The organism is Nocardioides sp. NBC_00163, from assembly GCF_045206295.1.
GTDB lineage: Bacteria > Actinomycetota > Actinomycetes > Propionibacteriales > Nocardioidaceae > Nocardioides.
The window spans coordinates 4,335,685-4,360,929 of sequence record NZ_CP108155.1; the positions used below are offsets into that span (position 1 = coordinate 4,335,685).

The 25,245-nt window shown below is 70.2% G+C and carries 21 protein-coding genes; 11 read left to right on the forward strand and 10 right to left on the reverse strand.

All coding sequences use genetic code 11. The features are described 5' to 3' along the window. Positions 1–3: 3 nt before the first annotated feature. Positions 4–1,206, reverse strand: coding sequence for an MFS transporter (locus OG801_RS20735; protein ID WP_406031020.1), 1,203 nt, complete (start codon positions 1,204–1,206; stop codon positions 4–6). A gap of 437 nt (positions 1,207–1,643) precedes the next feature. Here OG801_RS20735 and OG801_RS20740 point away from each other — a divergent pair, with 437 nt between their 5' ends. Next, entirely contained in the window at positions 1,644–2,918 is a 1,275-nt protein-coding gene (locus tag OG801_RS20740; protein WP_406031022.1) for a DUF222 domain-containing protein, read from the forward strand. Between the two features lie 497 nt (positions 2,919–3,415). On the opposite strand, the gene OG801_RS20745 is transcribed toward OG801_RS20740, so the two are convergent. Next, positions 3,416–5,305, reverse strand: a complete 1,890-nt coding sequence (locus OG801_RS20745; protein ID WP_406031024.1) for a glycosyltransferase — start codon at positions 5,303–5,305, stop codon at positions 3,416–3,418. Further along, positions 5,302–6,045, reverse strand: coding sequence for a CDP-alcohol phosphatidyltransferase family protein (locus tag OG801_RS20750; RefSeq protein ID WP_406031026.1), 744 nt, complete (start codon positions 6,043–6,045; stop codon positions 5,302–5,304). The genes OG801_RS20745 and OG801_RS20750 overlap by 4 nt, the downstream gene beginning before the upstream one ends. A 160-nt stretch (positions 6,046–6,205) precedes the next feature. Here OG801_RS20750 and OG801_RS20755 point away from each other — a divergent pair, with 160 nt between their 5' ends. Continuing rightward, positions 6,206–7,327: a glycosyltransferase family 4 protein gene (locus tag OG801_RS20755; protein ID WP_406031028.1), complete on the forward strand. Its 1,122-nt coding sequence runs from the start codon at positions 6,206–6,208 to the stop codon at positions 7,325–7,327. Between the two features lie 2 nt (positions 7,328–7,329). Beyond that, positions 7,330–8,805 carry a lipopolysaccharide biosynthesis protein gene (locus tag OG801_RS20760; protein ID WP_355021690.1) on the forward strand — a complete coding sequence of 492 codons (1,476 nt, stop codon included), beginning with the start codon at positions 7,330–7,332 and terminating at the stop codon, positions 8,803–8,805. Here the strand turns inward: OG801_RS20760 and OG801_RS20765 are convergent. Next, entirely contained in the window at positions 8,792–9,946 is a 1,155-nt protein-coding gene (locus OG801_RS20765; RefSeq protein ID WP_406031030.1) for a right-handed parallel beta-helix repeat-containing protein, read from the reverse strand. The genes OG801_RS20760 and OG801_RS20765 overlap by 14 nt on opposite strands. A 179-nt stretch (positions 9,947–10,125) precedes the next feature. On the opposite strand from OG801_RS20765, the gene OG801_RS20770 reads away from it, so the two are divergent. The 4 genes from OG801_RS20770 to OG801_RS20785 all read left to right on the forward strand — a co-directional run bounded on the left by OG801_RS20770 (position 10,126) and on the right by OG801_RS20785 (position 15,756). Continuing rightward, complete coding sequence (locus tag OG801_RS20770; RefSeq protein WP_406031031.1) at positions 10,126–12,420, forward strand: hypothetical protein; 2,295 nt, start codon at positions 10,126–10,128, stop codon at positions 12,418–12,420. A gap of 119 nt (positions 12,421–12,539) precedes the next feature. Next, positions 12,540–13,163 (forward strand): hypothetical protein, encoded by a 624-nt coding sequence (locus tag OG801_RS20775; RefSeq protein WP_406031032.1) that lies wholly within the window; start codon positions 12,540–12,542, stop codon positions 13,161–13,163. Between the two features lie 12 nt (positions 13,164–13,175). Beyond that, positions 13,176–14,822 carry a hypothetical protein gene (locus tag OG801_RS20780; protein ID WP_406031034.1) on the forward strand — a complete coding sequence of 549 codons (1,647 nt, stop codon included), beginning with the start codon at positions 13,176–13,178 and terminating at the stop codon, positions 14,820–14,822. Between the two features lie 10 nt (positions 14,823–14,832). Then, positions 14,833–15,756, forward strand: a complete 924-nt coding sequence (locus tag OG801_RS20785) for a glycosyltransferase family 2 protein (RefSeq protein WP_406031036.1) — start codon at positions 14,833–14,835, stop codon at positions 15,754–15,756. Here OG801_RS20785 and OG801_RS20790 read toward each other — a convergent pair. From OG801_RS20790 to OG801_RS20800, 3 genes are read right to left on the reverse strand one after another with little or no spacing between them, the layout of a single operon-like run. Further along, positions 15,732–16,796 (reverse strand): acyltransferase family protein, encoded by a 1,065-nt coding sequence (locus OG801_RS20790; protein WP_406031038.1) that lies wholly within the window; start codon positions 16,794–16,796, stop codon positions 15,732–15,734. The two genes, OG801_RS20785 and OG801_RS20790, sit on opposite strands and share 25 nt — an antisense overlap. After that, positions 16,744–18,129: a hypothetical protein gene (locus OG801_RS20795; protein WP_406031040.1), complete on the reverse strand. Its 1,386-nt coding sequence runs from the start codon at positions 18,127–18,129 to the stop codon at positions 16,744–16,746. The genes OG801_RS20790 and OG801_RS20795 overlap by 53 nt, the downstream gene beginning before the upstream one ends. 2 nt (positions 18,130–18,131) lie before the next feature. After that, a complete protein-coding gene (locus tag OG801_RS20800) occupies positions 18,132–19,553 on the reverse strand; it encodes a polysaccharide biosynthesis tyrosine autokinase (protein WP_406031042.1) in 1,422 nt (473 codons plus the stop codon). Positions 19,554–19,831: 278 nt separating this feature from the next. Here OG801_RS20800 and OG801_RS20805 point away from each other — a divergent pair, with 278 nt between their 5' ends. After that, on the forward strand, positions 19,832–20,536 hold the full coding sequence (locus OG801_RS20805) for a hypothetical protein (RefSeq protein WP_355021676.1): 705 nt from the start codon (positions 19,832–19,834) through the stop codon (positions 20,534–20,536). Between the two features lie 36 nt (positions 20,537–20,572). Continuing rightward, positions 20,573–21,355, forward strand: coding sequence for a siderophore-interacting protein (locus OG801_RS20810; protein WP_406031044.1), 783 nt, complete (start codon positions 20,573–20,575; stop codon positions 21,353–21,355). 1 nt (position 21,356) lies between these two features. On the opposite strand, the gene OG801_RS20815 is transcribed toward OG801_RS20810, so the two are convergent. Together OG801_RS20815 and OG801_RS20820 are read right to left on the reverse strand one after the other, a co-directional pair. Further along, positions 21,357–22,253 (reverse strand): M15 family metallopeptidase, encoded by an 897-nt coding sequence (locus tag OG801_RS20815; RefSeq protein ID WP_406031046.1) that lies wholly within the window; start codon positions 22,251–22,253, stop codon positions 21,357–21,359. Beyond that, positions 22,250–22,837 (reverse strand): TetR/AcrR family transcriptional regulator, encoded by a 588-nt coding sequence (locus OG801_RS20820; protein ID WP_406031048.1) that lies wholly within the window; start codon positions 22,835–22,837, stop codon positions 22,250–22,252. The genes OG801_RS20815 and OG801_RS20820 overlap by 4 nt, the downstream gene beginning before the upstream one ends. 67 nt (positions 22,838–22,904) lie before the next feature. Here OG801_RS20820 and OG801_RS20825 point away from each other — a divergent pair, with 67 nt between their 5' ends. Together OG801_RS20825 and OG801_RS20830 are read left to right on the forward strand one after the other, a co-directional pair. Further along, on the forward strand, positions 22,905–23,660 hold the full coding sequence (locus OG801_RS20825; RefSeq protein ID WP_406031049.1) for an SDR family NAD(P)-dependent oxidoreductase: 756 nt from the start codon (positions 22,905–22,907) through the stop codon (positions 23,658–23,660). Positions 23,661–23,703: 43 nt separating this feature from the next. Beyond that, on the forward strand, positions 23,704–24,147 hold the full coding sequence (locus OG801_RS20830; protein WP_355021671.1) for a MerR family transcriptional regulator: 444 nt from the start codon (positions 23,704–23,706) through the stop codon (positions 24,145–24,147). Here OG801_RS20830 and OG801_RS20835 read toward each other — a convergent pair. Beyond that, on the reverse strand, positions 24,104–25,114 hold the full coding sequence (locus OG801_RS20835; RefSeq protein ID WP_406031052.1) for an aldo/keto reductase: 1,011 nt from the start codon (positions 25,112–25,114) through the stop codon (positions 24,104–24,106). The two genes, OG801_RS20830 and OG801_RS20835, sit on opposite strands and share 44 nt — an antisense overlap. Between the last annotated feature and the right edge of the window lie 131 nt (positions 25,115–25,245).

The window sequence follows — 25,245 nt, forward strand, 5'->3', positions numbered from 1 at the left end:
GTCCTAGACGTCGGTGGCGATGTCCGCGGCTCGAGGTGTGGGCTCGCGGGCGGTGTAGGCGCGGTAGGCGAGGACGCAGGCGACGGTGAGGACCGCGGCGGTGGCGGCACAGGCAGTGAAGAGGGTGTGCCACTGGTTGTGGTCAGCGGCCGGGCCGGCGATGACCGCGGCGATGGAGCTGCCTATGAAGAGCGAGGCGGCGAAGCAGGCGACGACGGTGCCGCGCGCCTCGGGGACGATCGAGGTGGCCCAGGTCTGCAGCGAGGTGTGCAGAAACGCCCAGGTGATCCCGAGCATCACGACGATGCCGATGATGGTGGGCACCGAGACCGTCACGGTCGCGGCGGCGTACCCGGCAGTCAGGGCGACGCCTCCGATCGCCATCAGCGCCCAGCGTGGGAGCCGTCGAGTGAGAGCCTTGAGGACCTGCGAGGAGAGCAGGACCGCGATGCCGTACGCAGCCGCCGCCAGCCCCGCTCGCGCCGCGTCGACACCTTGGGCCTGCAGCGCGGGGGCGAGGAGGGTGAGTACGCCCAGGACCAGACCGCCCTCGACGAAGACGAGCAGCCCGACCACCAGCACCCAGCGGTTGCTCAGCGCCGCCCGGAACGATGCCTTGATCCCGCTGTTCGTGGCCCTCGGCGGCTCGGCCAGCGAGCGCAGACCCCAGGCGCTGATCAGCGCCACGACCGCCGGCACCGCGAACACCACCCGCCACCCGGCCAGCTGGCCCGTGATCCCCGCCGCCGCTGCCGCCAGCGCGGTCCCCACCGCCATCGCTGCCATCAGGTCCGAGAGCGCCCGCTGCCGGTGGGTCGCGGAGACGGTGTCCCCGACGTACGTCAGTGAGGTCGGCACGATCGCCCCGAAGAACGCTCCCGCGACGACCCGCAGCACCACCAGGGTGATCAGGTTTGGGGCCGCCGCCGAGACCAGCCCGGCGATCCCCGCCCCGACCAGCGCACCCTGCATCAGCCGCACCCTGCCGAACCTGTCCGAGAGTGCACCCCACAACGGCTGACAGAGTCCGTACGCCAGGTAGTAGCCGCTCGCGATCGCCACCGCCTGCCCCACGGAGACCTCGAACGTCGCCGCGACCAGGACCAGGATCGGGCTCACCACGAACCTGTCGAAGCTGCTGACGAACGAGGCTATGGAGATCCAGACCGGTGGGCGTTTGGGGTCTGGGGCTGGGGTGTGGGGCACGCTGTCAGGTTAGTAAAGGACTGGTGTCCCTGGTGGTCGAGCTTGTCGAGACCTCCCTGCCGGAACGTTTCGCCCAAAGGATGGTGTGGGCCGCCGACCCGGTTTCGATTGTCTTCTCGACGGTCCCCGGAGTAAAGGACGGCCTGCGGCCGCCGGCTTCGCCGGCCGCTTCGCGGTCCTTGACACCGGGGATCGTCGAGAAAGATTTGGCTGGCTATCGGGGCGGCGGCCCGGGTGTGGCGCGGAGAAACTCGTATGCGGGACGTTGGGGTGATCGGGGCTGAAGGGTGGCCCTTCGGGCCACTTACCATCCACAGAAGCTAGCCCGTTCGCTCACCGCTAAAACGGTGCTTGACCTGGGAAAATAGATGGCCAGAGAAGGGGTTGAGGCGTAGAATCAGACCCATCACAACACCTCTTTGAAGGGAGGGATGGCGATGAGTCTCGAACGCGACACCAACCACTGGGACACCAACCCCGACAACGCGATCGACGCAGACCTGAGCGCCATCGAATCCTCCCTCGACAGGCTGCTCACCCGAGACCCCGCCTACTGGCGCACCGGGCAGAAGAAGGACTCACTGGAGCGGTTGGAGAAACTCCAGGCCAAGCTGGCTGCGGTGACACTCCGGGTGCTCGCCTCTGCTGGCGATATCGCCGACGAGACCGGCGCCAAGGATGCGTCGGGGTGGATGCGCGCTGAGTTGCTGGTCGACAAGGCCGTGGCTCGCTCGCAGATCAAACTCGCCGCCGGTGTCGCGAAGTACGACCTCGTCGCCGCCGGTCTCGCTGAAGGTGTCGTGTCCCAGGACAAGGTCAGGGTGATCACCAAGGCGCTCGACAAGATCGAGACCAACCCCGTCGCCAGCGCCGAGGACTTGGTGTTGGCCGAGAAACTCCTGGTCGACTACGCCACCCGGTTGACGGCCAACGAGCTCCGCATCGTCGGCAAACGGATCCTGGCCGAGATCGACCCGGCCCGGTTCGAAGACGCCGAAGCCAAAGCACTCCTCGCCGAAGAAGAACGCGCCCAGCAGAAGACCGCTCTACGGGTCTGGGACAACCACGACGGCACCATCGGATTCGATGGCGTCCTCCCGACCTCGATCGGGATGCGGTTCAAGCGGCTGGTCGAGGCCTATGCCCAACCCCGCAAACAGCAGCTGGTCGGCAAGGGTGCGACCCTGCCTCCGTGGGAGCGGCTCATGGGCCAGGGCTTCGCGCGGTTGTTGGAGACGGTGGACCCGGCGGCGTTGCCCCGTCACGGTGGCGACGCGACCACGGTGAACGTGGTGATCAGCCTCGAGGAGCTCCGCAAGGACCTCGGCATCGCCACCCTGGGCTACGACGAGACCAACGGCACCACCATCAGTGCGGCCGAAGCCCGACGGATGGCCTGCAACGCCACCATCATCCCCTGGGTGTTGGGCGGCGACAGTGAGGTCCTCGACGCCGGTCGTGGCAGTCGGTTCTTCCAGCCGATCCAGCGCAAGGCGATGCGGTTGCAGCGGAAGTGCTGCCAGGCCGAGGGTTGTGACATGCCACCGGAGTGGTGCGATGCCCATCATCTAGAACCCTGGGCGGCGGGCGGGAAGACAGATCTGAAGGACGGGGCGTTGTTGTGCCCTCATCATCACCGCTTGGCGCACAACCCGGCTTACGGCCATGAGCGACTACCGGATGGCACCGTCCGGTTCAGCCGCCGTCCTTAACCGGCTGGGCGAGGAATCACGTCACCAGGACCTGCGCGCCAGACCTGACGACCCTACCGCCGACCGGTCTCAGCTCTCGCTGAACCCGTCCGCCGCGATGCCCCACGAGCGTTCTGGCCAGCTCCCTCGACTCCACAATGGCCGCTTCCCTCCTGATGGGGACTTTTCCCCACTGCGGCGAAGGTTCCCCACGCTCCGGAGGGTGGGGAACCTCCACGCCCGTGGGGAACTCTTCGGATCAGTGGGGAACTGATGACCCTGCCGGCACCGAACCCGCCCCGGCCAAGCGACGGCTCCCTTGTGAACGGTTCACAAGGTCGCGCCCACTGTCATAGGCGCCCACGGGGCACCGGGCGGTCCTTGCACGGCCAACCCACGGCCCAAGCACGCACCCAACTGAATCCGCTGCGGCAAACACCAACCACCTAGCAACAGCCGGCAACCTGCACGCCGACGACGTACAACCTGTCTGATCGCCGGCCCGAAAAAGACGGGACCTACGGGTACAACGAAGCCCGAAACACGGCAGCGTGAAGAGCAGCCGACTCCGGCCACTCCCGAGCCGAAAGATCGGGACGCCCATCGGGCGGGGACGCCGCGACTGCCTTCAGCGCACGCTCCAAGTCCTCGATCGTGATGGTGCCCTCGAAGAGGTGGAGCCAACCTTCGCCGACCTCCTCGGCCAGGCGACGGTTGACCTCGTTGTCGGGGGCCAGGACCGGGGTGTCGAGTGAGAGAGCCAGGAGCAGGGCGCCGGAGTTGTGCATGGCTTTGTAGGGCAGTACGACCAACGTGGCGGCGGCGATCTCGGCGGCCAGGGTGGCGTCGTCGGCGTAGGTGAGGTCGGCACTGATCCGGGCGTCGGCGGCTGCTGCGGCGCGGACCTGATCGGCGAGAGCCGGGTCGGAGGGGGAGCCGACGAGGCGTACGTCCAGGTCTGCCTCGGGGCTGTCTGCGACCGCCTCCAGGAGCTGCTCGACGCCCTTGTAGGGCTTGATCAGACCGAAGTAGAGGACCCGTCTCTCGACGGGCTCGACGGGCACGAGCACCGGCTCGAACCAGTCGCGGTAGTGGGCGTGGACGATCGTCGAGGTCGGTACGTCGAGCGGGGGAGCGGTCTGGTCGGTGAGCCGGATGACGTGCCTGGTGCGGCGCTCGAGGGCGTCGAGGAGCCGGTGGTCCCAGCGGCTCAGGCCGTCGGGGCGGACGAGGTTGTGCCAGGTGCGTACGACCGGGGTCCGGGTCAGCCGGAGCCGGAGGATGAACGCGGTGGTGAGCAGACGACGGGCGAGCCGGCGCAGGGGCGTACGTGCCGAGGTCAGCAGCAGCTCGGGCCAGTGCACGTGGAAGACGTCGTAGCGGCCCGCGATGGCGCGGGCGAAGCCGAAGAGCACGACCTCGGTGTCGTCGCGCTGCCCCAGGGTCTCGACGAGCTGGACGATGTAGGGGTTGGTCGTCGCGCGCAGCTCCCGGGCCGACGCCAGGACCCGGACCGGCCGGTCGCGGCGCCCGTCGCGCAGCCCACGGACGACCGCGGAGATCGGTCGTACCGGGTGCAGGAGCTGTCGGCGGCCGCCTCGCATGAAGATCTCGTACGCAGCCCCGAAGGCCCCGCGACGCCAGGCCCGCTCCCGCTCCTGGCTGAGCCAGGTCCGCGCGAAGAGGGCACGGTTGCGGATGTTGAAGTAGTAGTAGGCCGGCGACTTGGCGCGGGAACCCTCCGCGCGCTGGGTGCCGCCGCCGGAGTGGATCGCGGTGGCCCCGTCGATGACGGCGACCCGGCCACCGAGCGCCTGGACCCGGGCGCAGAGGTCGACGTCCTCCCAGTAGAGGAAGTAGCGCTCGTCGAAGCCGGACAGCCGCTCCCACAGCTCACGCGTGACCGCGAAGCAGGCCCCGGTGACCCACGGCAGCGTCTCCGCACCAGGATGCTCGGATCGACGCCGCCAGGGGCGCATCGCACCGGTCTCCAGGTCGAGATCGAGGCCTGCGGAGGCGACCTCGCCGTCCGGGTCGAGCACCGTCGGCCCGGCGAGCAGGAGCGGCTCGGCCTCGACGGCGGCCACGAGGCGTACGGCCGACTCGGCGTCGATCGTGGCATCCGGGTTGAGGAAGAGCAGCACCTCGGCGCCCTCGGCCAGGGCAGCCGCGGCGCCCAGGTTGCAGCCTGCGCCGAAGCCGGTGTTCGTGCCGGGGAAGACGCCGGTCCAGCCCTCGCGGTCGCAGGCCTGCCGGACCGTGTCGCGATTGGCGTCGGTCGAATGGTTGTCGACGACGACGATCCTGGCGGGCCGGAGCGCGGCGGCGACCTGGGTCGTGTGCCGCTCCAGCAGGGCGGGATCGCCGTAGCTGACCACCACCACGGCAAGCCGGGAGAGGTCGCTCATGGCGAGCCGTCCAACGCACGCAGCTCGCGCCACCACTTGCGCAGCGCGATGGCCAGCGCGGCGGCGTTGCAGACGAAGACCAGGGCGTAGACCCAGGAGAAGACCGCCCCGAAGCCGAGCAGCACGAACATCCAGCACTGCGCGCCGTAGTCCATCGGCAGCAGGGCCCACTTGCGCAGCGGGTTCTCGTGGACTGCCGCCGGCGCCCCGGAGGACGCGGGGCGCAGAGTCGGCATCAGGATCAGCCCGAAGTACGTCACCACGGCGACCACCTCGAAGCCCAGCGGCACCAGCAGCCAGCCGTCGGTGACCGGACCGAAGCGATACCAGGACACGAGCACCGCCAGATGCAGGCTGGCGGTCTTGAAGCAGTCGATGGTGTGGTCGAGCCACTCACCCGAGCGCGACCCGCCGCCACGCAGCCGGGCGAGCTGCCCGTCGGAGGAGTCGAGCACGTACCCCGCGGCCAGCAGTACCGCGACCAGGATCCCGGTCCACCAGCGCGGCTCGACCAGCGCGAGCACCGCCAGTCCGGCCGCCGAGAGCGTCGCGCTCAGCGCGGTCACCTGGTTGGGGCTCGCGCCGACGGTGTGCGCGGCCGCGGCGACGACCCGGCCGGCGGGCCGGTTGACGAGGCGCGAGTAGGCCGCGGTGTTGAGCGAGGGCTTCTGAGCCTGAGCCAGCGCCTCCAGATGTGCACGGAACCCGGCTGGGGCGCGTTCGGCGCCGGTCGCGGCCATGCTCGATCCTGCTTCGCTCATACGTGGGGGTGAGTGACGTCGGAACCCTAGACGACCCTCCATCGCTCCAGGTCGCCGAGGCCGTCTGCTCCCCAGATCTGGGTAGGACTTTGCCAGGACCTTCGGCCCGGGCCTTGCCGGTGACATACCGTTGCCCATCATGCGTTTGTTGGTCGCCCACCCGTCGCCGGACGTCTACGGTTCCGATCTTCAGCTGGTCGAGACGGTGCGTGGGCTGCACCAGGCGGGACAGCGGGTCACCGTCGTCGTACCCGAGCGCGGACCGCTCCTTCCGCTGCTCGAGGCCGCCGGTGCGAGCGTCGAGGTGATGGCCTTCCCGGTGCTGCGCAAGGCGTATCTCAGTCCCATCGGACTGGTCCGCCTGGCCGCGGCGCTGATGGTCTTCTGGGTGCGTGCGGCGCGGCTGTGGCGACGGGTCCGGCCGAGCCGGGTGCTGGTCAACACAGTGACGATCCCGTGGTGGATCGTCGTCGCGCGCGCGGCCCGCGTCCCCGTGGTCTGCCACGTGCACGAGGCAGAGGACGACCAGCCGAAGCCCGTACGCCTCGCCCTGACCGCTCCGCTCCTGCTGGCCACCCGCGTGGTGGCGAATTCGCGGGCATCCCGCGACGTCCTCACGCACACGGTGAAGGTGCTGGGGCGGCGTACGACCGTCGTCTACAACGGGGTGCCGGGACCGGAGTCTGTGGTGTCGGCGCGCAACCGGATGCCGCACGAGGCGCTGCGGCTTGTGCTGGTCGGGCGGCTCTCGCCGCGCAAGGGGACCGACGTGGCGCTCGAGGCGCTCGCCGAGGTGCGCCGCCGGGGGATCGACGCCCGGCTGCGGGTGTGCGGGTCGGTGTTCGCGGGCTATGAGTGGTTCGAGCAGGAGCTCCGCTCTCGTGCCTCCGACAGCGACCTCGCCGGCAACGTCGAGTTCCTCGGTTACGTCGCCGAGCCAGCCCGCGAGCTCGAGCAGGCCGACGTCGTACTGGTGCCGTCGCGCGTCGAGCCCTTCGGCAACGTCGCGGTCGAGGCGCTGCTCGCCGAGCGGCCGCTGATCGCGAGCCGCGTCCAGGGCCTCGCCGAGATCGTGACCGACGGCGAGACAGGCCTTCTCGTGACCCCGGGCGATGCGACTGACCTCGCCGACGCGATCCAGCGGCTCGCCGCCGACCCCACCCTCGCCGCCGAGCTCGCCTCCGCGGGCCGCAAGGACGCCGAGGAGCGCTTCGGCGCCGAGCGCTACCGCGAGGAGATCGCGGCCGAGGTCCTCGGTTGAGCGTGGAGGACACCGAGCGGCGCGGCCTCGGCAGGAGCGCTGCCCGCGGCGGGATGGTGGTGCTCGGCGGCCAGGGCGTACGCATCCTGGTCCAGATCGCCTCGGTCGTGGTGCTGTCGCGGCTGCTCACGCCGCGCGACTACGGCTTGGTCGCGATGGTGCTCGCGGTGGTCGCGGTCGCCGAGATCTTCCGCGACTTCGGGCTCTCGACCGCCGCGATCCAGGCCAAGGTGCTCACCCGGGCGCAGCAGTCGAACCTGTGGTGGCTCAACACCGCCCTCGGCGTCGGCCTCGCGCTCGTCGTCATCGCGGCCGCCCCGCTCGTCGCCGCCCTCTACGACGAGCCGGCCCTGACGGCCCTCACCTCCGCGATGGCGGGGATGTTCGTCCTCAACGGCATGGGCGCGCAGTATCGCGCCGACCTCACCCGTCGATTGCTCTTCACCAGGCTCGCCGCCGCCACAGTCCTGGCGCCCCTGCTGGCCCTCGGGATCGCGGCGTACGCAGCGGCCAACGGCGCCGGCTACTGGGCCCTCGTCGTCCAGCAGCTGGTCCAGGCCGCTGTCGGCCTGGTGGCCATCGGCGCGTTCGCCGGCTGGCTCCCCGGCCGCCCCCGCCGTGGTGTCGAGATGGGCGGTTTCCTGCGTTTCGGCTGGTCGCTGGCGGGTACGCAGCTGATCAACTATGCCGCCAGCAACATCGACTCGGTGCTCATCGGCACCCGCCTGGGCGCCCACGAGCTGGGCACCTACAACCGCGCCTGGCAGCTGCTGATGAACCCGCTGGTTCAGCTGCGCAGCCCCACCACGACGGTGGCGCTGCCGGTGCTGAGCCGGATCCGCGACAACCCGGCGCTGACCCAGCGGTTCGTGCAGCGCGGCCAGGTCGCGCTCGGCTACAGCCTCGGCGCCGGGCTCGGCCTGGTCGCGGGCGCCGCGGCCCCGGTCTGTGCGCTCCTGCTCGGTCCGGGCTGGGACGTCGCCGGCATCGTCGCCCTGCTCGCCTGCGCGGGCCTGTTCCAGACGCTGGCCTACGTCGGCTACTGGGTCTATCTATCTCACGGGCTGATCACAGAGCTGCGCCACTACACCCTGGTCGCCTCGGCGTTGAAGGTCCTCTGCGTGCTCGTCGGGGTGCAGTACGGGGTCACCGGGGTAGCGGTCGGCTACGCGACCGCCCATCTCCTGGAGTGGCCGCTGTCGCTGTGGTGGATCTCCCGCCGCACCCAGCTCCGGGTCGGCCCGCTCTACCTCGGTGCCGCCCGCATCCTGGTGGTCGCCGGGGCGGTCGCGGCCGCTGCGTACGCCACCGCCGAGGCCCTTCACGGGCAGCACCCCGCGGTGACGGTGTCGGTCTGCGTGGTGGCCGGGGCCGCAGCGTACGCAATTCTTCTGCTCATCCCGCCGATCCGCCGCGACGTGATGTCGCTGGTGGTGACCGTGAGGGGTGCGCTGGCCCAGAAGGTCAGCCGCGGCTGAGGGCCACCGGACGGCCGGAGTCGTCCCAGACGTTGCCGGAGTGGCTGACCTTCGTCGAGGACGGGTGGATGATCGCGCAGCCGTCGATCCGCTGGTCGCTGAGGAACCGGTTGTCGCGGATCACCAGGCCGTCGACCGGGCCTCGGCCCTTCTCGGCGATGTTGACGGTGCAGCCGCCTCCGCCGAGGAGGTTGTCGCGGATCGTGACCCCGTTGACGTCCCCGATGCTCTGGGTGATCTGCACGCCGGCGTTGTAGGCGCCGGTGAAGCGATTGCTCGCGATCGTGATGTTGCCGCCGCCGATGATCTGGATCGAGTCGTCGTGGGAGGCACCGCCGCCCTGGTAGGGGTCGCTCTCGAAGTGGTAGTTGTCGTGAAACCAGTTGTCGCGCAAGGTCACGTTGCTGCCGGTGATGTGGACCTGGTCGGTGACGTGATGGATCTCGGAGCTCTGGAGCGTGAAGTCGTGGCCGACCACGCCGTTGACGCCCGGTGCGGCGTTCTCGGCCAGCACCTCGACGTTGCTGACGAGCATCCCGCGACCGTTGTCGTTGTTGTTGGAGATCCCAGCGGTCTCCGACCGTGTCGGCACGATCACCCTGGTGTTGCGGATCGTCACGTTCGGCGCCTCGACGTTGATCCGGCCGTGCACCTCGAGCCCGTCGACGACCTTCCCAGGGGTCCTGATGATCAGGTCTCCGCGATGGACGCGCAGCTTCTTCTTGGGAGGTACGCCGGTGTCGCCCGGCCCCGGAGCGCCGCCCGCCGGTGGTGGTGAGCTCAGCGGTTCACCCTCGCGCGGTCCCTGCTCGCCCGGCCGGTCGCCGGAGCGGTTCGGCTTCCCCGAGTCCGTGGGCCGCTTCTTCGGCTCCGCGCCGTCGGAGGGCTTGGCCGAGCGCGTCGAGGACGCAGAGGGAGAGACCGAGGGCGAGGGGGACGGCGTCAGCGTCACCGGCCCGCCGAAGTCGTCGGGCGGCAGATCGCCGTAGTTCCTCTCCGCACGCGGCGTGGGCTCCTCGGCGGGGCCGGAGGTCAGCGCGTAGGTCGAGCCCAGCGCGACAACGGTGGCGACCGTGGAGATACCGAGAAGGACCCGGGACGGGACAGCCAAGAGACGTACGCCTTCCTGTGGACTCTGCATCCAACTGACGGTGTGGGAGTCTGCCCCCTGAACCACGCAGTTTGCGAGCGTTGGATGCTTACGCCCCCACACATACCCGATTCAGGGGATCGGACGTGCGATTGACGGGCGGATGACCGTGTGTGTCCGCGACACTGCCGTGTCGCGGCCGAGGTGGCCGCCTTGTGCAGGGATGGATGATGACGCGGATTCACGAATGGCGTCTGCTGGCGGCGGGAGCGGTCGCAGCTGTTCTCGGGGTGAGCAGCCTGGTCATGTCGGGAGGGGCGACGGCGGATACGGCTCCGGTCGACCCGGAGCTGCCGGAGACGGTCTCGGCCGACGTACTCCCGACGGTGCAGATCGACGGGGTCGCCTGGAAGCAGGTGATCGTCGGCGACATCGTCTATGTCGGCGGCAACTTCAGCTCGGCCCGTCCGGCGGGCGCGGCGGCGGGCACCGATGAGACTCCGCGGTCCAACATGCTGGCCTACCGGCTCTCGACCGGCGAGCTGATCGACAGCTTCGCGCCGACGGTCAACGGCCAGGTCAAGGACATGGCGCTCTCGCCCGACAAGTCCCTGCTCTACCTCGCCGGCAGCTTCACCCAGGTCAACGGCGTCAACCGCTACCGCGGCGCGGCGATCAACCTGGCCACCGGGGCGCTGACCAGCTTCCGGCCGATCTTCAACTCGACCACCAACGCGGTCGCGGCCACCGCCGACGCGGTCTTCTACGGCGGCGTCTTCACCTCTGCCGACAACACCGCGCGTACGAAGGTGGCCGCCGTCCGGCCCAGCGACACCGGCACCCAGCTGCTCCCGATGAACCCGACAGTCTCCAACGGGTCTGTGCAGGACGTCGTGGTCTCGCCCGACGGTGCCGACATCGTGATCGCCGGCAACTTCACCAAGGTCAACGGCTCCTCCAACCCGGGCTACGGCTTGGCCCGGATCAAGGTCGCGACCGGCGCCTCGATGGCGCTGCCGGTCAACTCCGAGTTCCGCGACGCCGGCACCAACTCCGCGGTCCTCGCCCTGGAGAGCGACGGCGCCAGCTTCTACGGCAGCGGCTACCACTACGGCAGCGGCGGCAACTCCGAGGGCACCTTCAAGGCCGACTGGGCCACGGGCCAGCTGACCTGGCTCGAGGACTGCCACGGCGACACCTACTCGATCTGGCCCACCGACGATGTCGTCTACCAGGCCAGCCACAAGCACTACTGCGGCAACTCCGGCGGCTTCCCGGAGACCAACCCGCGCAGCTTCCAGCACTCGACGGCGGTCACCCAGGACGTACGCGGCACCAACACCCGCGACATCTACGGCTACCCCGACCACCCCGGCACCCCGCGTCCGGAGTTCCTGGAGTGGTACCCGAAGTGGACCCCCGGCACCTTCACCGGTGCCAACCAGGCGCCCTGGACGGTGACGGCCAACGCCGACTACGTCGTCTACGGCGGCGAGTTCCTGAAGGTCGACGGCGTCGCCCAGCAGGGGCTGGTGCGCTTCGCGGTCAAGGAGATCGCCCCCAACGACGTCGGCCCTGCCCTGAGCGGCGCGGAGTTCGGGCTCACCGCGACCTCTCCGGCCGACGGCCAGGTCCGGCTGACCTGGCCCGGCAACGCTGACCGGGACAACGCGACCGTGACCTACAAGGTCTACCGCGGCTCGACCGATGTCGCTCCGATCCACACCAAACCCGTCACCGCGGCGTTCTGGAAGCAGACCACGCAGAGCTTCGTCGACACCGAGGCGCCGCCGGGCACCACCCAGAGCTATCGGGTCGTCGCCGAGGACGCGTTCGGCAACCAGTCGCTCACCGAGTGGGTCACCGTCGAGGTCGACGGCGAGCCCGTCCCGCCGGCCGAGGGCACCGTCGCCGAGGACACCTTCGAACGTGCCGAGGCGAGCGGCTGGGGGACAGCCGAGACCGGCGGCACCTGGGCGCGCACCGGCACCGCCGGCAACTTCTCGGTCTCCGAGGGCCGCGGCTGGCACTCCGTCACCCCCGGTGGAACCACCGAGTCCCGGCTCGAGGAGGTCTCAGCGACCGATGTCGACGCCACCGTCAGCGTCGCCGCCTCCCGGCTCCCGGACGCGGGTTACGTCTGGTCGATCCTCGGCGCCCGAGTCTCCGGCACCAACCACTACGCCTCGCGTCTCCGGTTCAACCCGGACGGCACCGTCGGCCTCCATATCGTCCGCAGCGGCACCCCGGTTGTCGGCGCCAACGCCCTCCCCGGCCTGAGCGTCGCACCCGGCGACCGGCTGATGGTCCGCCTCCAGGTCACCGGCACCGCGCCGGCGACCGTGCGCACCAAGGTGTGGCCGGCCGGCTCCGCGGAGCCGTCGGGCTGGACGTACGAGCTCTCCGACTCGACCCTCGCCAACCAGGTCGCTGGCGGAGTCATGCTGCGCAGCTTCGGCGCCTCGACGATCGGCACCACGCCGGTCAGGGTCGGCTACGACGACCTGAAGGTCATCGAGCCGTAGGAGACATACCCGATCTTGGGGAGCGCGTGCGCGGATCCCCCCACGGGCGTCCGGCTTGGGCTTTAATCCAACGTCTTTGAATCGATGTCTTTGTCCGACCCGCCCGCGGAAGATCCCCCATGCTCAGTCAAGTCCCGCGCTCGAGGATGTACGTCGCGGCAGCTGTCGCTGCCGTCGTCCTGGTGAGCGTCGCGGTCGTGCTCATCGTGCGCAACCCGTCCGGTCCGGCGAACGCCGGGTCGGACTCGACGGTGGCCGCCGCCCCCTCTCCGACGGCGACCCCGTCGGACGAGGAGTCCACATCGTCCTCCGACTCGGAGGACGACGAGGCGGGGAAACCGTCGGACGACAACCGCGCGCTCGGTCTCAAGGCCGTGGCGACCACGTCCCCGGGCGTGACGGCCCGGCTGGCCCGGATCGACTCGGTCCAGGCCACGGCGAGCCTGCCCGGCGAGATCGGCGGACCGGCGCTCGCGATCACCGTGAAGGTGAAGAACCAGACCGGGAAGAAGCTCGACCTGGCGCTCGGTGTGGTCAACGCCTACTACGGGCCTGAGCGCACCCCTGCGGTCAGCGTCGCCTCCGATGGCGAGGTGCCGTTCCCGGCCTCGGTCGCGGACGGCGAGTCGGCCAATGGCGTCTACGTCTTCCAGATCCCTGAGGAAGCCCGCCCCGTACGCGTCGAGCTCGATCTGGGCAACGGCGCCGACGTGGTGGTCTTCAAGGGCCGTCCCCAGCGATAACCCTCCCCCCAGATGAGAGATGTGATGAAGCCGATCCTGGCTGTTCTGTTGCTCGTGGCAACGAGCCTGACCCTGGCGACCTCCGTGACCTCCGCATCGGCGGACACCGCGCCGACCGATACCGACCTGCCGAAGACGGTCGCGGCCGACGTACTTCCCACCGTGCAGATCAACGGTGTCGCCTGGAAGCAGGTGATCGTCGGCGACATCGTCTACGTCGGCGGCAGCTTCACCTCCGCTCGCCCGGCGGGTGCGGCGGCCGGCACCAGCGAGACGGCCCGGTCCAACATGCTGGCCTACCGGCTCTCGACCGGGAAGCTGATCACCACCTTCGCACCGAAGTTCAACGGCCAGGTCAAGGACATGGCGCTCTCACCTGACAAGAAGCTGCTCTACGTCGCGGGCGGCTTCACCCAGATCGACGGCGTCAATCGCTACCGCGGCGCGGCGATCGACCTCGCGACCGGCAAGGTGACGAGCTTCCGGCCGATCTTCAACTCGACCACCAACGCGGTCGCGGCCACGTCCACCGCGGTCTTCTACGGCGGCGTGTTCACCTCTGCCGACAACACGGCACGTACGAAGTTGGCCGCCGTCAAGCCCGGCGACACCGGCACCGGCCTGCTGCCGATGAACCCCAAGCTCGCCGGCGGCAACGTCAACGACATCGTGGTCTCCTCCGAGGGCACCAAGATCGTGATCGGCGGGGCGTTCACCAGCGTCAACGGCTCTTCGTCGCCTGGCTATGGGGTGGCGCGGCTCGAGGTCTCCTCGGGCAGCTCGCTGGCGCTGCCGGTCAACACCGAGATCCGGAACGGCGGCGCCGAGGCGGCGATCTTGTCGCTCGAGTCCGACGGCACCAGCTTCTACGGCACCGGCTACGACTACGGCAGCGGTGGCAACTTCGAAGGCTCCTTCAAGGCCGACTGGGCCACCGGCAAGCTGACCTGGCTCGAGGACTGCCACGGCGACACCTACGCCGTCTGGCCGACCGCCGAGACCGTCTACCAAGCCAGCCACAAGCACGGCTGCGATACCTCCGGTGGCTTCCCGGAGACCAAGCCGCGGGCGTGGTACCACGCCACCGCGACCACCCAGGACGTACGTGGCACCAACATCGCCGACGACAAGTACGGCTACGCCGACCACCCCGGCACCCCGCGTCCGGAGTTCCTGGAGTGGTACCCGAAGTGGACCAACGGCACCTACACCAGCGCCAAGCAGTCGACCTGGACCGTGACCGCCAACGCCAGCTACGTGGTGTACGGCGGTGAGTTCCTGAAGGTCAACGGCGTCGCCCAGCAGGGTCTGGTGCGTTTCGCCGTCAAGGACGTCGCGCCCAACAAGGTCGGTCCGACGCTGAAGGGCGCCAAGTGGGCCCTGACCGGTTCCTCACCCTCCGCGGGCAAGGCCACGCTGAAGTGGCCGGGCAACCCCGACAAGGACAACGCGACCGTCACCTACAAGCTCTACCGCGGCTCGCTCGACTCCACGCCGATCAAGACCGTGAAGGTCTCGGCCCCGTTCTGGAAGCACACCGCGATGACCTTCACCGACACCGGCCGCACCAGTCGCTCGTCGCAGAAGTACAAGATCGAGGCAGTGGACCCGCTCGGCAACATCTCTCGCTCCGACTGGGTGACGGTCACGATCAGATGATGTCGCAGCGATGACGGGTCCGCTGGCTCAGCCGGTCTGGGTCTGCATGCTCACCTACCGGCGCTCCGAGGGGCTGGCGGAGGCGATCGGCATGCTCCGCACCCAGCTCGATCTGGTTCCTGGCGCACGGCTGCTCGTCGTCGACAACGACGAGCAGCCCAGCGCCTCGGCCTCAGTGGCGGAGGCGGCCGGGGGCGACGTACGTGTGCGGTATGTGCACGAGCCGACCCCCGGGATCGCCGCCGCCCGCAACCGGGCGCTGGATGAAGCCGGTCCCGAGGCGGTAGTCGTCTTCATCGACGACGACGAGCAGCCCTCGGAGAAGTGGCTGCCGACCCTGCTCGCCTGCTGGGAGGAGACGGGAGCGGCTGCTGTCGTCGGGCCGGTGCTCTCCACGTTCACCGCCGAGCCGGATCCGTGGATCACGGCGGGTGGCTTCTTCCAGAGGCTGCGGCATGTCACCGGCACCGTCGTCACCACCGCGGCGACCAACAACCTGCTGCTCGACATGAGCCAGGTCGGCGAGCTCCGTTTCGATCTCGGCTTCGGCCTCTCCGGTGGCTCCGACACCGTCTTCACCCGCACCCTCTCCGCCGCCGGTGGCCGGATCGTGTGGTGCGACGAGGCTGCCGTCGACGACCTGGTCCCCGCCGACCGCGCGACACCGGAGTGGGTGCGCGCCCGCGCCGCACGCATCGGCAACTCGGACTCGCGTGTGCAGGTCTACCTCGCCCCCTCCGGCCGCCGTCCGGTGGCGCGGCTGCGCGCCACCGCCCGCGGCCTCGTCCGCGTCCTGGGCGGATCCGCCCGTCTCGTCCTCGGCCGCCTCACCGGCTCGCTGACCCACCACGCCCGCGGCACCCGCACCCTCCTCCGCGGCCTCGGCATGCTCCGCGGCGCCTGGGGCTCCTACGTGACCGAGTACGCCCGCTGACCCACGCCGGCCGGGCCCTTGGCGGTCCAGCGTGCGACAGGGAAGTCGAAGATGCCGCGGATGCGGCCGGTGATCAGCCGGTCGAGAGCCAGCGCGAGCAGGATCGCGACGAGCGTCAGCAGCGGCACCGCCACCAGCCCGGTCCCCGGTGGCCAGTCGATGTTGCGCTGGGTGAGCAGGGCCGCGGCGGCGGTGATCGGGAAGGCGTGGACGACGTAGATCGGCAGCGTGCGGGTGCCGAGGTGGCGTACGAACCGGAGTGCTGGGACCCGGGCGATCAGCACCCCGAGCCCGCAGCCAGCGGCCACCGCGAGCAGGCCCAGCATCGGGCGTACGAAGATGATCCGGTCGTCGGCGACGTAGAGGAAGAACCCCAAGGCCACCACGTACGCCACCCCCAGCCCGACGACGTGCACCGGCCGCATCCGCGGGACGACCGAGCGCACCGCGGGTGCGGCGCGGGACGCCAGCACGAAGAAGAACCAGTAGCGGAACGTCTTGTCCCAGGGGACGTCGCCCGTGGAGAGGAGCCCGGCGGCGAAGACCGCGGAGACGATCAGCGCGGTGCCGACGACGAGCCACGCGGGAAGCCGCCGGGTCAGCCAGCCGACCAGCGTGAACAGGCACAACGTGTAGAGGAACCAGAGATAGACGTTGGGCTCGACCAGGATCCGGGCGAGGGACGCGAAGGCGTCGGGCGGCGGATGCGGCAGGAGCCCGCGGAAGGTGCCGAGGAGCAGGCACCACAGGACGTAGAGATAGATCAGGTTCAGGCACCGGGTGCGCAGCACCTCCCGCAGCGGCCGGGCGAGCAGCGAGGGAGCGAGGAGGCCGGAGAGGAAGAAGAACAGCGGCATCCGGAAGGTGTCGAGGGTGTAGGCCAGCCGCGACCAGGGGCCCGCGAGGCCGACCAGGTCGAGGTTGATCACGGCATGGAAGAGCACCACCAGGATGATCGCCAGGCCGCGCGCGGAGTCGATCCAGCCTTCACGCACGCTGCGGACCTCCGGCGAGGTAGCGGCGGCGAGCGCGCTGGTCACGGCGGACCTGGCGTCGCCGTCGCGCCGGTGGCTTCCGTGACATCTGAACAGGCGGAGACGGCGAGGCAGCAGCCTCCTTGCGCTGGAGCAGGAACACCCCGAGCGCCAGCGCGAGCGGGGGAAGCGAGCTGATGATCGGGCCGAAGAAGAGGTTCCAGCCGAGTTGCAGGGCGAGGAAGATGCCGAGCGCGGTGCCGGTGCGGTTGGCCATGCTGCGGCCCAGATAGATGGTGGCGAGCCACAGCAGCCATCCCGCCAGCACCAGTCCGGCGAGCCCGAACCAGATCCACAGGTCGCCGATCAGCGAGTGCACCTCGATCCGGGTGCCGAACATGTAGTGCTCGACGTAGCCGTTGTCGGGGTCGTAGCCCAGAAGAGACATGCCCTGCTTCGCGGCCTGCATGTCGGTCGGCGTGGCCATGACGCCGGCGCCGTAGCCGAGCGGCTCGTGGAGCATCAGCGCGACCGTGGCCCCGATCTCGGGCCGGCCGCCGAGGATGAGCGACCCGGCCGCCTGGGTCTGCTCCTCGGTGCGCTCCTGGGCCGACTGGCCGAGGTAGCCGTCGAGTGCGGCACCCTCCAGCGCTTGGTAGAGCCCGAGCCCCAAGGCCCCCACCAGCACCAGCGAGAGCAGCGCCGAGGTGGTCCGCTTGGCCGTCCTCGGCCGGTGCTGCCACAGCAGCAGCACCGCGGTCATGATCAGGAACGCGCTCATCGACCTGGCTCCGGACAGCGCGGTGACCGCGGTGAGGATCCCGAGGACGGTCATGTCGGCGAGGAGCCGCTTTCGGGGTCGCCGCCGGATGAGCAGGCAGACTCCCAGCAGCAGCATCGTCGCGGGCATCGAGAACCCGAACCGCCACGGGTCCTCGGCGAACCGCGAGCCCATCGTCGCGGTCATGAACGAGCCGAGGGCGTAGAGGCACACCACGACCCCCGGCGACAGCACGCGCTGCGCCCACAGCAGCGCCCCGACGCACATCGCGGCCGAGACGACCGGCAGCAACTCGAACAGCACGCCGGCCTCGGTCGGTGGGTGGGTCGCCGAGCGCCAGGTGGCGAGCGCCAGCGCGGAGAAGAGACAGGCAAGAAGGAGTACGCCGCCCAGGGCCGCACCGCGGTAGCGGCCCGCCTCCCGGATCCAGACCGGCGCCAGGGCCGCACCCATCAGCCCGCCCACGGTCAGCCCACGGACGAGATCGAAGTCGGTCCCGGCGAGGAACGCCGCGGCACCGGCCAGGAGAGCGGTCAGCACCTCCCAGCCGGTGCGCTCGGCGCGTCGGGTACGCCCGGTGCGACCGGTGCGGACCCGGACCGCCGTAGCGACGGCCATGCTCAGCTCCCGGCGGCCGGGTAGCCCTGCTGCCGCGGTTCCCGGGGGCGTACGAGACCGGAGAGGAGGCGGGCGAACCAGCTCTGCTCCGGCTGGCCGTAGTAGGTGTGCGCGGCGGTGTCACGGACCTGGTTGGCGACGATGCCGAGGCAGCGGGCGTCGACGGCCTCGAGGCTGTCGATGGCCTCCAGGACCTGCGGGCGGTGGATCGTACGGCAGTTGGCGACGACCAGGGCGCCGTCGGTCAGCCGGGACAGGATCGCGCCGTCGGCCACCGGGAGCAGCGGCGGGGAGTCGAGGATGACCACGTCGTAGCCGTCCCGCGCCTCCTCCAGCAGGTCGACCATCCGCGGCGAGCCGATCAGCTGCGCGGGGTTGGGCGGGATCTCGCCCATGGTGAGCACGTGCAGGTTGGCGTCGCCCCAGACCTGGACGACGTCGCCGAGCTCGGCCTTCCCGATCAGCACCGTCGTCAGCCCGGCCGCACCCTCCAGGCCGCAGTAGTCGGCGACCGCGGGGCGGCGCATGTCGGCGTCGACCAGCAGCACGCGCTGGCCCTGCTCCGCGATCGCCAGGGCCAGGTTGATCGAGGTGGTCGACTTGCCCTCGCCGCCGATCGAGGAGGTCACGACCATCGAGCGGACCCTCGCGGAGGCGTCGAGGAACTGCAGGTTGGTCTGCAATCTCCGATAGGCCTCGGCCGCGACGTTGTGCGGGTCGATGGCGGTCACCGCGCCACGCGAGCGTCGCTGGCCCCGGCGCCGGGGGATCGCCCCGAGGAGCCCCATGTCGGTGAGCTGCTCGAGCTCGGCCGCGGTCCTGACCCGGGTGTCCAGAAGGGCGCGGACCACGGCGATCGCGACACCGAGGCCGAAGCCGCCGGCGAAACCGACCAGGGCGGCCAGTCGCGTACGCGGTGCGAACGCCTCCTCGGGCGGGTCGGCACGGGCGACCACGGTCACCTGCACAGCGGACTTCTTGTTGGAGGTGGGGGAGAGGTTGGTGATCGTGGTGGTGAGCTCGTCAGCGACCGCGTTGGAGAGGTCGGAGGCGCCGGTGCTCGTGGTGGCCACCGCGTCGATCTCGATGATCACGGTGTCGAGCGGGTTCTCGGCGGTGATCGTCTCGGCCAGCGCCTTGGGGGTCGTGTCGAGGTCGAGGTCGTAGATGACCTGGTCGAGGACCACCGGCATCGTCGCCAGCTTGGCGTAGGACTGGACGATGTCCTGGGTGAAGGTCGAGCCCTGGACCAGCTCCTGGGTCGTCGCGCCGTGCGCGATCGAGACGAAGACGGTGCTCTGCGCGCGGTACTGCGGCGGGCTCGCGTGCGCCTGCGCGAAGGCCGCGCCGGCACCGATGATCGCGAGCACCGCGACGATGTACCAGCGCTTCCGCAGGGCAGCGACATAGTCGCGCAGGTCCAACAGGCCACTCCATCCGATGTCTTTGCCAGGCTGCTCGTCCGTGACTCATCCGCCGTCAGGGCGGGGCCGCGGGGCCATCGCACATCCTCACCCCGTTTTGGGGATGACAGGGCCGGGTGTCCGGCTCGTTCACCCAAATGGGGGATTGATCCGCCGTCGGTTTCTGGAGGCGTACGTCGACTGCGTAATGTCTGTCCGTCACGTTCGGGGGGTTGGCCGCGTGGATGTGAGGTCCACGCTCGAGAACCGGCAGGCAACTTTTTCGAAGGTAGGCAGGGATGGACACCGCGACGATCCTGGTCGTCTGCAGCGGGAACGTACGACGATCGCCGGCGATCGAGGCGATGCTCCGTGAGGGCGTCGGCCAGATCGGTGGGCTCGCTCGCCACGGCATCACGGTGATCTCGGCCGGCAGCGAGGCGCTCGAGGGCTACGACATGGACCCGATGATCGCCTCCGAGGTGGCCCTCGCCGGGGTCCGGCTGACCAGGCACCAGGCCTACCCGCTCGACGTCGACGACATCGAGAGCGCCGACCTGATCATCACCGCCGAACGCTCCCACCGCAGCGAGGTCGCCCGGCTGGTGCCCTCCGCGGTCAAGCGCACCTTCACCCTCGTCGAGATCGCCGCGCTCGGGGACCTGCTCGGACGGACGGCCCTGGGCGGCCCCGCGGGTTCGGAGGCGGATGCGGCCACCCGGGTGCGTACGCTCGTCCAGCTCGCGCCGCTGCAGAAGGCCCGGCGGCGGGTCCGGCGGCCGGCCGACGACGACCTCCAGGACCTGCGGAAGCGGACCCCGCGCGAAGCCCGGCGGCTGGTGACCGAGGCCCGTGGCCACGTCGAGTCGCTGCTGCGGGTGCTCGAGCCGAGCCTGTCGCTGGTCGCCAAGCCCCAGCGCCCCGCTCCCGACATCCCCTCGCCGGCACTCCCGGCCGAGGCCACCCAGCCCCGGTCCACGCACTCCACCCGGTCGGCGGGTTGACCGCGGCGTGTTTGAAGGCAAGTTAGGGTTGCCTACATGACCCGTCCCGCCAAGCCTGAGACCATCCTCGTCGTCACCGCCACCGAGCGACTCAGTCCGACGATGATCCGGGTGAGCTTCCGCTCCGAGGACCTGAGCGCCTTCTCGTCGAGCGTCTTCACCGACCGCTACGTCAAGCTGGTCTTCGAGCAGAACGACGGCCAGGTGGTGCGCACGTACACCGCTCTCAACCCCTCGGTCGAGGACGGCACCCTCGACATCGACTTCGTCGTACATGGCACGGAGGGGTACGCCGGCCCCTGGGCCGCCGCGGCCAAGCCCGGCGACACCCTCGCGGCTCGCGGCCCCGGCGGTGCCTATTCGCCCGACCCCGAGGCCGACTGGCACCTCATCGCCGGCGACGAGACCGCCCTGCCGGCCATCCGCGCCGCGCTGGCCGCGCTGCCCTCCGACGCCCGCGGCTACGCCGTCATCGACATCCCGGCGCCGGGCCACGAGCAGCCCCTCGACCACCGCACTGGCGTCGAGGTGACCTGGCTGGTCACCGGCGGCCACACCCACCACGCCGCCGAGGACGCCGAGGGCCACGAGCAGCCGCTGGTCACCGCCATCCGCGACCTGAAGTGGCTCGACGGCCGTGTCCACGCCTTCGTCCACGGCGAGGCCGCGGTCACCATGCACGGCATCCGCCCCTACCTCCTCAAGGAGCGCGGCGTCCCGAAGGCCGACCTCTCCATCTCCGGCTACTGGCGCCGCGGCCGCACCGAGGAGACCTTCCGCGACTGGAAGCGCGAGCTCGCCGAGACCGAGTCCGCCTGAGTCAGGTGCCGTTCTCGCTGAAGTGCTGGTAGTCCTTCAGCGAGTTCCAGTCGCCGCCCCACTCCCAGCCGATGTCGGCGAAGGCATGGACGACCACATCGTCCGGGTGGATCATCCCGGGCGCCCTCCTGGACCGGTTCAGGTACCAGCGGGCGAGCTCGGGGATGACGCGGTCACCCTTGACGTACGGGTTCTGGAAGGTGTTCAGGTCGATCGCCAGGCCGTAGGCGTGCTGGGAGAAGGAGGTCTGGCCGACCGACGGGCGGCAGACGAAGCCGCCGGTGCCGTTGCCGTCGCCGGTCGGCGGCGCGTCCAGGGCCGCCTTCGTGGTGATGTCCATCTGCTCGATCGGGAATCTCGCCTCGTAGAGCTGCCGGAAGACCCCGACGACGTCCTCGGCGACCCGGGCGTTGATCAGCATCTCGCCGGTGTGGCGGGCGCCGTCGAAGCCCCAGAACGTCATCCGTACCCAGGCCAGCTCCCGCCGCGAGACCGGGCATCCAGGCACCCAGGTCGAGCGCGCGATCACCTCGTCCGGCGCGATGTCGACCTCGGCCGTGAAGCCGTCACCGGGCAGCATCGGGATCATGTCCGGAAGCGTCCAGGCCCGGTTGCGCAGCTCCTTCGGCGTCGGCCCGGCGATCCCGTAGCCCTCCGCGTCCTCCTTCAGCACCCGGGTGCCGAGCCACGGCGGCGGCACCGTCCCCGGCTTCGCGACGGCCGGAGAAGAAGACGAAGGTACGTCGCTGGGTGACGGCTCCGCCGACGTCGAAGGAGCCGAGGCGCTGGTCGTCGGCGACGGTTCGGCTTCGGGTGTCCCACCGCAGGCGCTGAGCGCGAGCAGGAGGGCCGCCCCGGCGGCGTACGTCCTGGCTCTCAGCGATCCGCGAAACGTCATCGCGGCCACGCAGCCATCGCGGCCGCGGCGAGCCCACGCAGCTCCTGCCGGGTGGCGCCGTCGATCGCCTGCACCGACATGCCCTGGATCACCGCGCCGAAGAGCCGCGCCAGGGCGCCCGCGTCGGTCCCGTCCGGCAGCTCACCCTCGGTGACCGCGGTCCGCAATCGCTGCTCGATCCCGGCGAGCGTCTCGGAGCGCATCTTCGCCGGGCGGGTGGCGACGCCGCGCTGGGCGGTGCCCAGTGCCAGCGCGGCCGTCGAGACCATGCAGCCCGGCGGGAGGCCGCTCTCGCTGAACCGGTCGGCGGCCTCGTACAGGAATTCCGAGATGGCCTCGCGAGCCGGTCCGTCGGGCCGGAGCACGTTGCCGTGCTCGCTCGCGTAGCGCTCGAGGGCGGTCTGGTAGAGCAGCTCCTTGGAGCCGAACGCCCCGTAGAGGCTGGGGGCCTTCAGCCCGGTCGCGGCCTCGAGCGTCGCGACGCTCGTGCCTTCGTACCCGTGCTCCCAGAACGCCCGCATCACCGCGTCGAGCACCGCCTCCTCGTCGAAGGAGCGCGGACGTCCGCGGGAGGGCTTGCGCATTTCCATAGTGATCCCTACATTAACTCCCAGAGCATTATTTAGCGACCACTACAGAAATGAGACCGAGATGACCCGCAACGCACTCGTCACCGGAGCCTCGCGCGGGATCGGCCGCGCCATCGCCGTACTTCTGGCCGCCGACGGTGTCGGCCTGATCGGCATCCACTACGGCTCGAACCGCGCGGCCGCGGAGGAGACCGCGCGACTCGTCGAGGCCGCCGGGGCCCGGGCGGTCCTGATCGAGGCGGACCTCGGCGAGGACGGCGCGAAGGCGGCGGCCGAGATCGCGGAGGCGTGGACCGCGGCCGCGCTCGAGGAGGATGGCGGGCTCGACATCCTGGTCAACAACGCGGGCATCAACGGCAACCAGGAGCTCCACGAGCTCGACCCGGCCACCGCGCGCCGCGTCCTCGAGGTCAACCTGATCGCGCCGATGTTCCTGACCCAGGCGGTCGCTCCGCACCTGCGCGAGGGCGGCCGCGTGATCAACGTTTCGACCGGCTACACCCGCGTGGCGGCGCCGACCCACCTGGCGTACGCCGCGGCCAAGGCAGGCATCAACAACCTCACCCGCTCGCTGGCCGCACCCCTCGCCGCACGCGGGGCGACGGTCAACGCGGTTCTCCCCGGCGTGATCGAGACCGACATCAACGCCGACTGGATCAACCTGCCCGAGCCGAGGGCGCAGGCCGACGCGCTGTCGGTGTTCGGCCGGATCGGCACCCCGGAGGACGTCGCCGACGCGGTCGGCTTCCTCGCCTCGCCCCAGGCGCGATGGGTCACCGGCGAGACGCTCGACGTGACGGGCGGCTCGGCGCTCTGAGTTACTTGACTTCGAGTGCACTCGAACCAGGAGACTGGAGTTCATGACGACGCAGGCGCACAGCAACGGGCTCAGCATCGCCGAGGTGGCCGCGCGGACCGGCCTGACGGCGCACACGCTGCGCTACTACGAGCGTGACGGGCTGATGCTCGGGGTCGGCCGCAACGGGTCGGGCCACCGCGCCTACACCGAGGGCGACCTCGGCTGGATCACGCTGATCACCAGGCTGCGCTCGACGGGGATGCCGATCCGGGAGATCCGGCGCTATGCCGAGATGGTCCGCGACGGCTCCGGCAACGAGGAGGCCCGCCTCGCCCTGCTGCGCGCACACCGCGACCGGGTGCGCGCGCAGCTGGAGGAGACGGCGGCCCATCTCGACGCGATCGAGTTCAAGGTCTCCTACTACGCGGCCGCGGTCGGAGAGACGGATCCTGACGCCGAGCTCATCGCCCAGCAGCGTCGAGCCGAGCCCTCTGCTCCTCGCTGAGCTCCAGGTCGACCGCCGCCAGGCTCTCGTCGAGCTGGGCGACGGATGAGGCCCCGATCAGCGGGATCACCGGGAGCGGGTCGCCGAGCATCCAGGCCAGCACGACCTGGTTGCGGGTCGCGCCGGTCTCGGTGGCGACCTCGTCGAGCACCGCGAGGCGTGCGGTCGTCCCGGGGTGGTCGTAGGCGGGATCGAGCGGCTTCGAAGGATTCGTGTAGGCCCCGCTGAGCAGCGGTGTGTAGGCGACCAGCGTCAGCCCCGGCGTTGCGCGCAGGTAGGCGAGCAGGGATGCGTCGGCGACGCCGATCTCGCCGTCGATGGAGAGCCGTGGGTTGGGGATGTCCGTACGCATCCGCAGGTAGGTGTGGTGATACTGCAGCACGCTCGGCCGGGCCTCCTCCGGGTTGACCGCCCGTGCCCGCTCGACCTGCCAGGACCAGTGGTTGCTCAGCCCGAACTGGCCGATGACGCCGTCCTTCACGAGGGCGGCGAAGCCCGCGGCGTACTCCTCCAGCGGCACGCCCTTCGTGTCCGGCACGTGCGCGTAGTAGAGGTCGAGCCGCTCGACGCCGAGGCGTTCGCGGGAGCGGTCGGCCTGCTCGCGTACGTTCTCCGGAGCCAGCCCCTCCCAGGTGCGGTTGCGCTGGTTCAGCCATCCGTTCTCGACGCGCTCGACGACGTCGGTCGGGCGTGCCCCGACCTTGGTGGAGATGACGAGCTCCTCGCCGATCCCGCGGTCCCGGCGCCACTGCCCGAGCACGGTCTCGCTCTCGCCGCCCTGGGTGCCGTTGGCCCAGTAGGCGTAGTTGTTGGAGGTGTCGACGAAGGTGCCGCCGGCCTCGACGAAGCGGTCGAGGATCGCGTACGACGTCTCGACGTCCGTGTCCGTCCCGAACCGCATCACGCCGAGCGCGAGCTTGCTGACGCGCCGTGACCCGGCGCCTGTTCCGATGGTCGTGTATCTCATGCGATCCACGCTCCGGCCTCGCGCGCGCTCGAAGTCAAACGTCTTTACACATGTCTTCTAGACTGGTGCCAGCACCCCCTGTCTTTCCGGCCGGGGGCTCTCGTGCTTGCCGTCATTTTGGAGTCACCCGT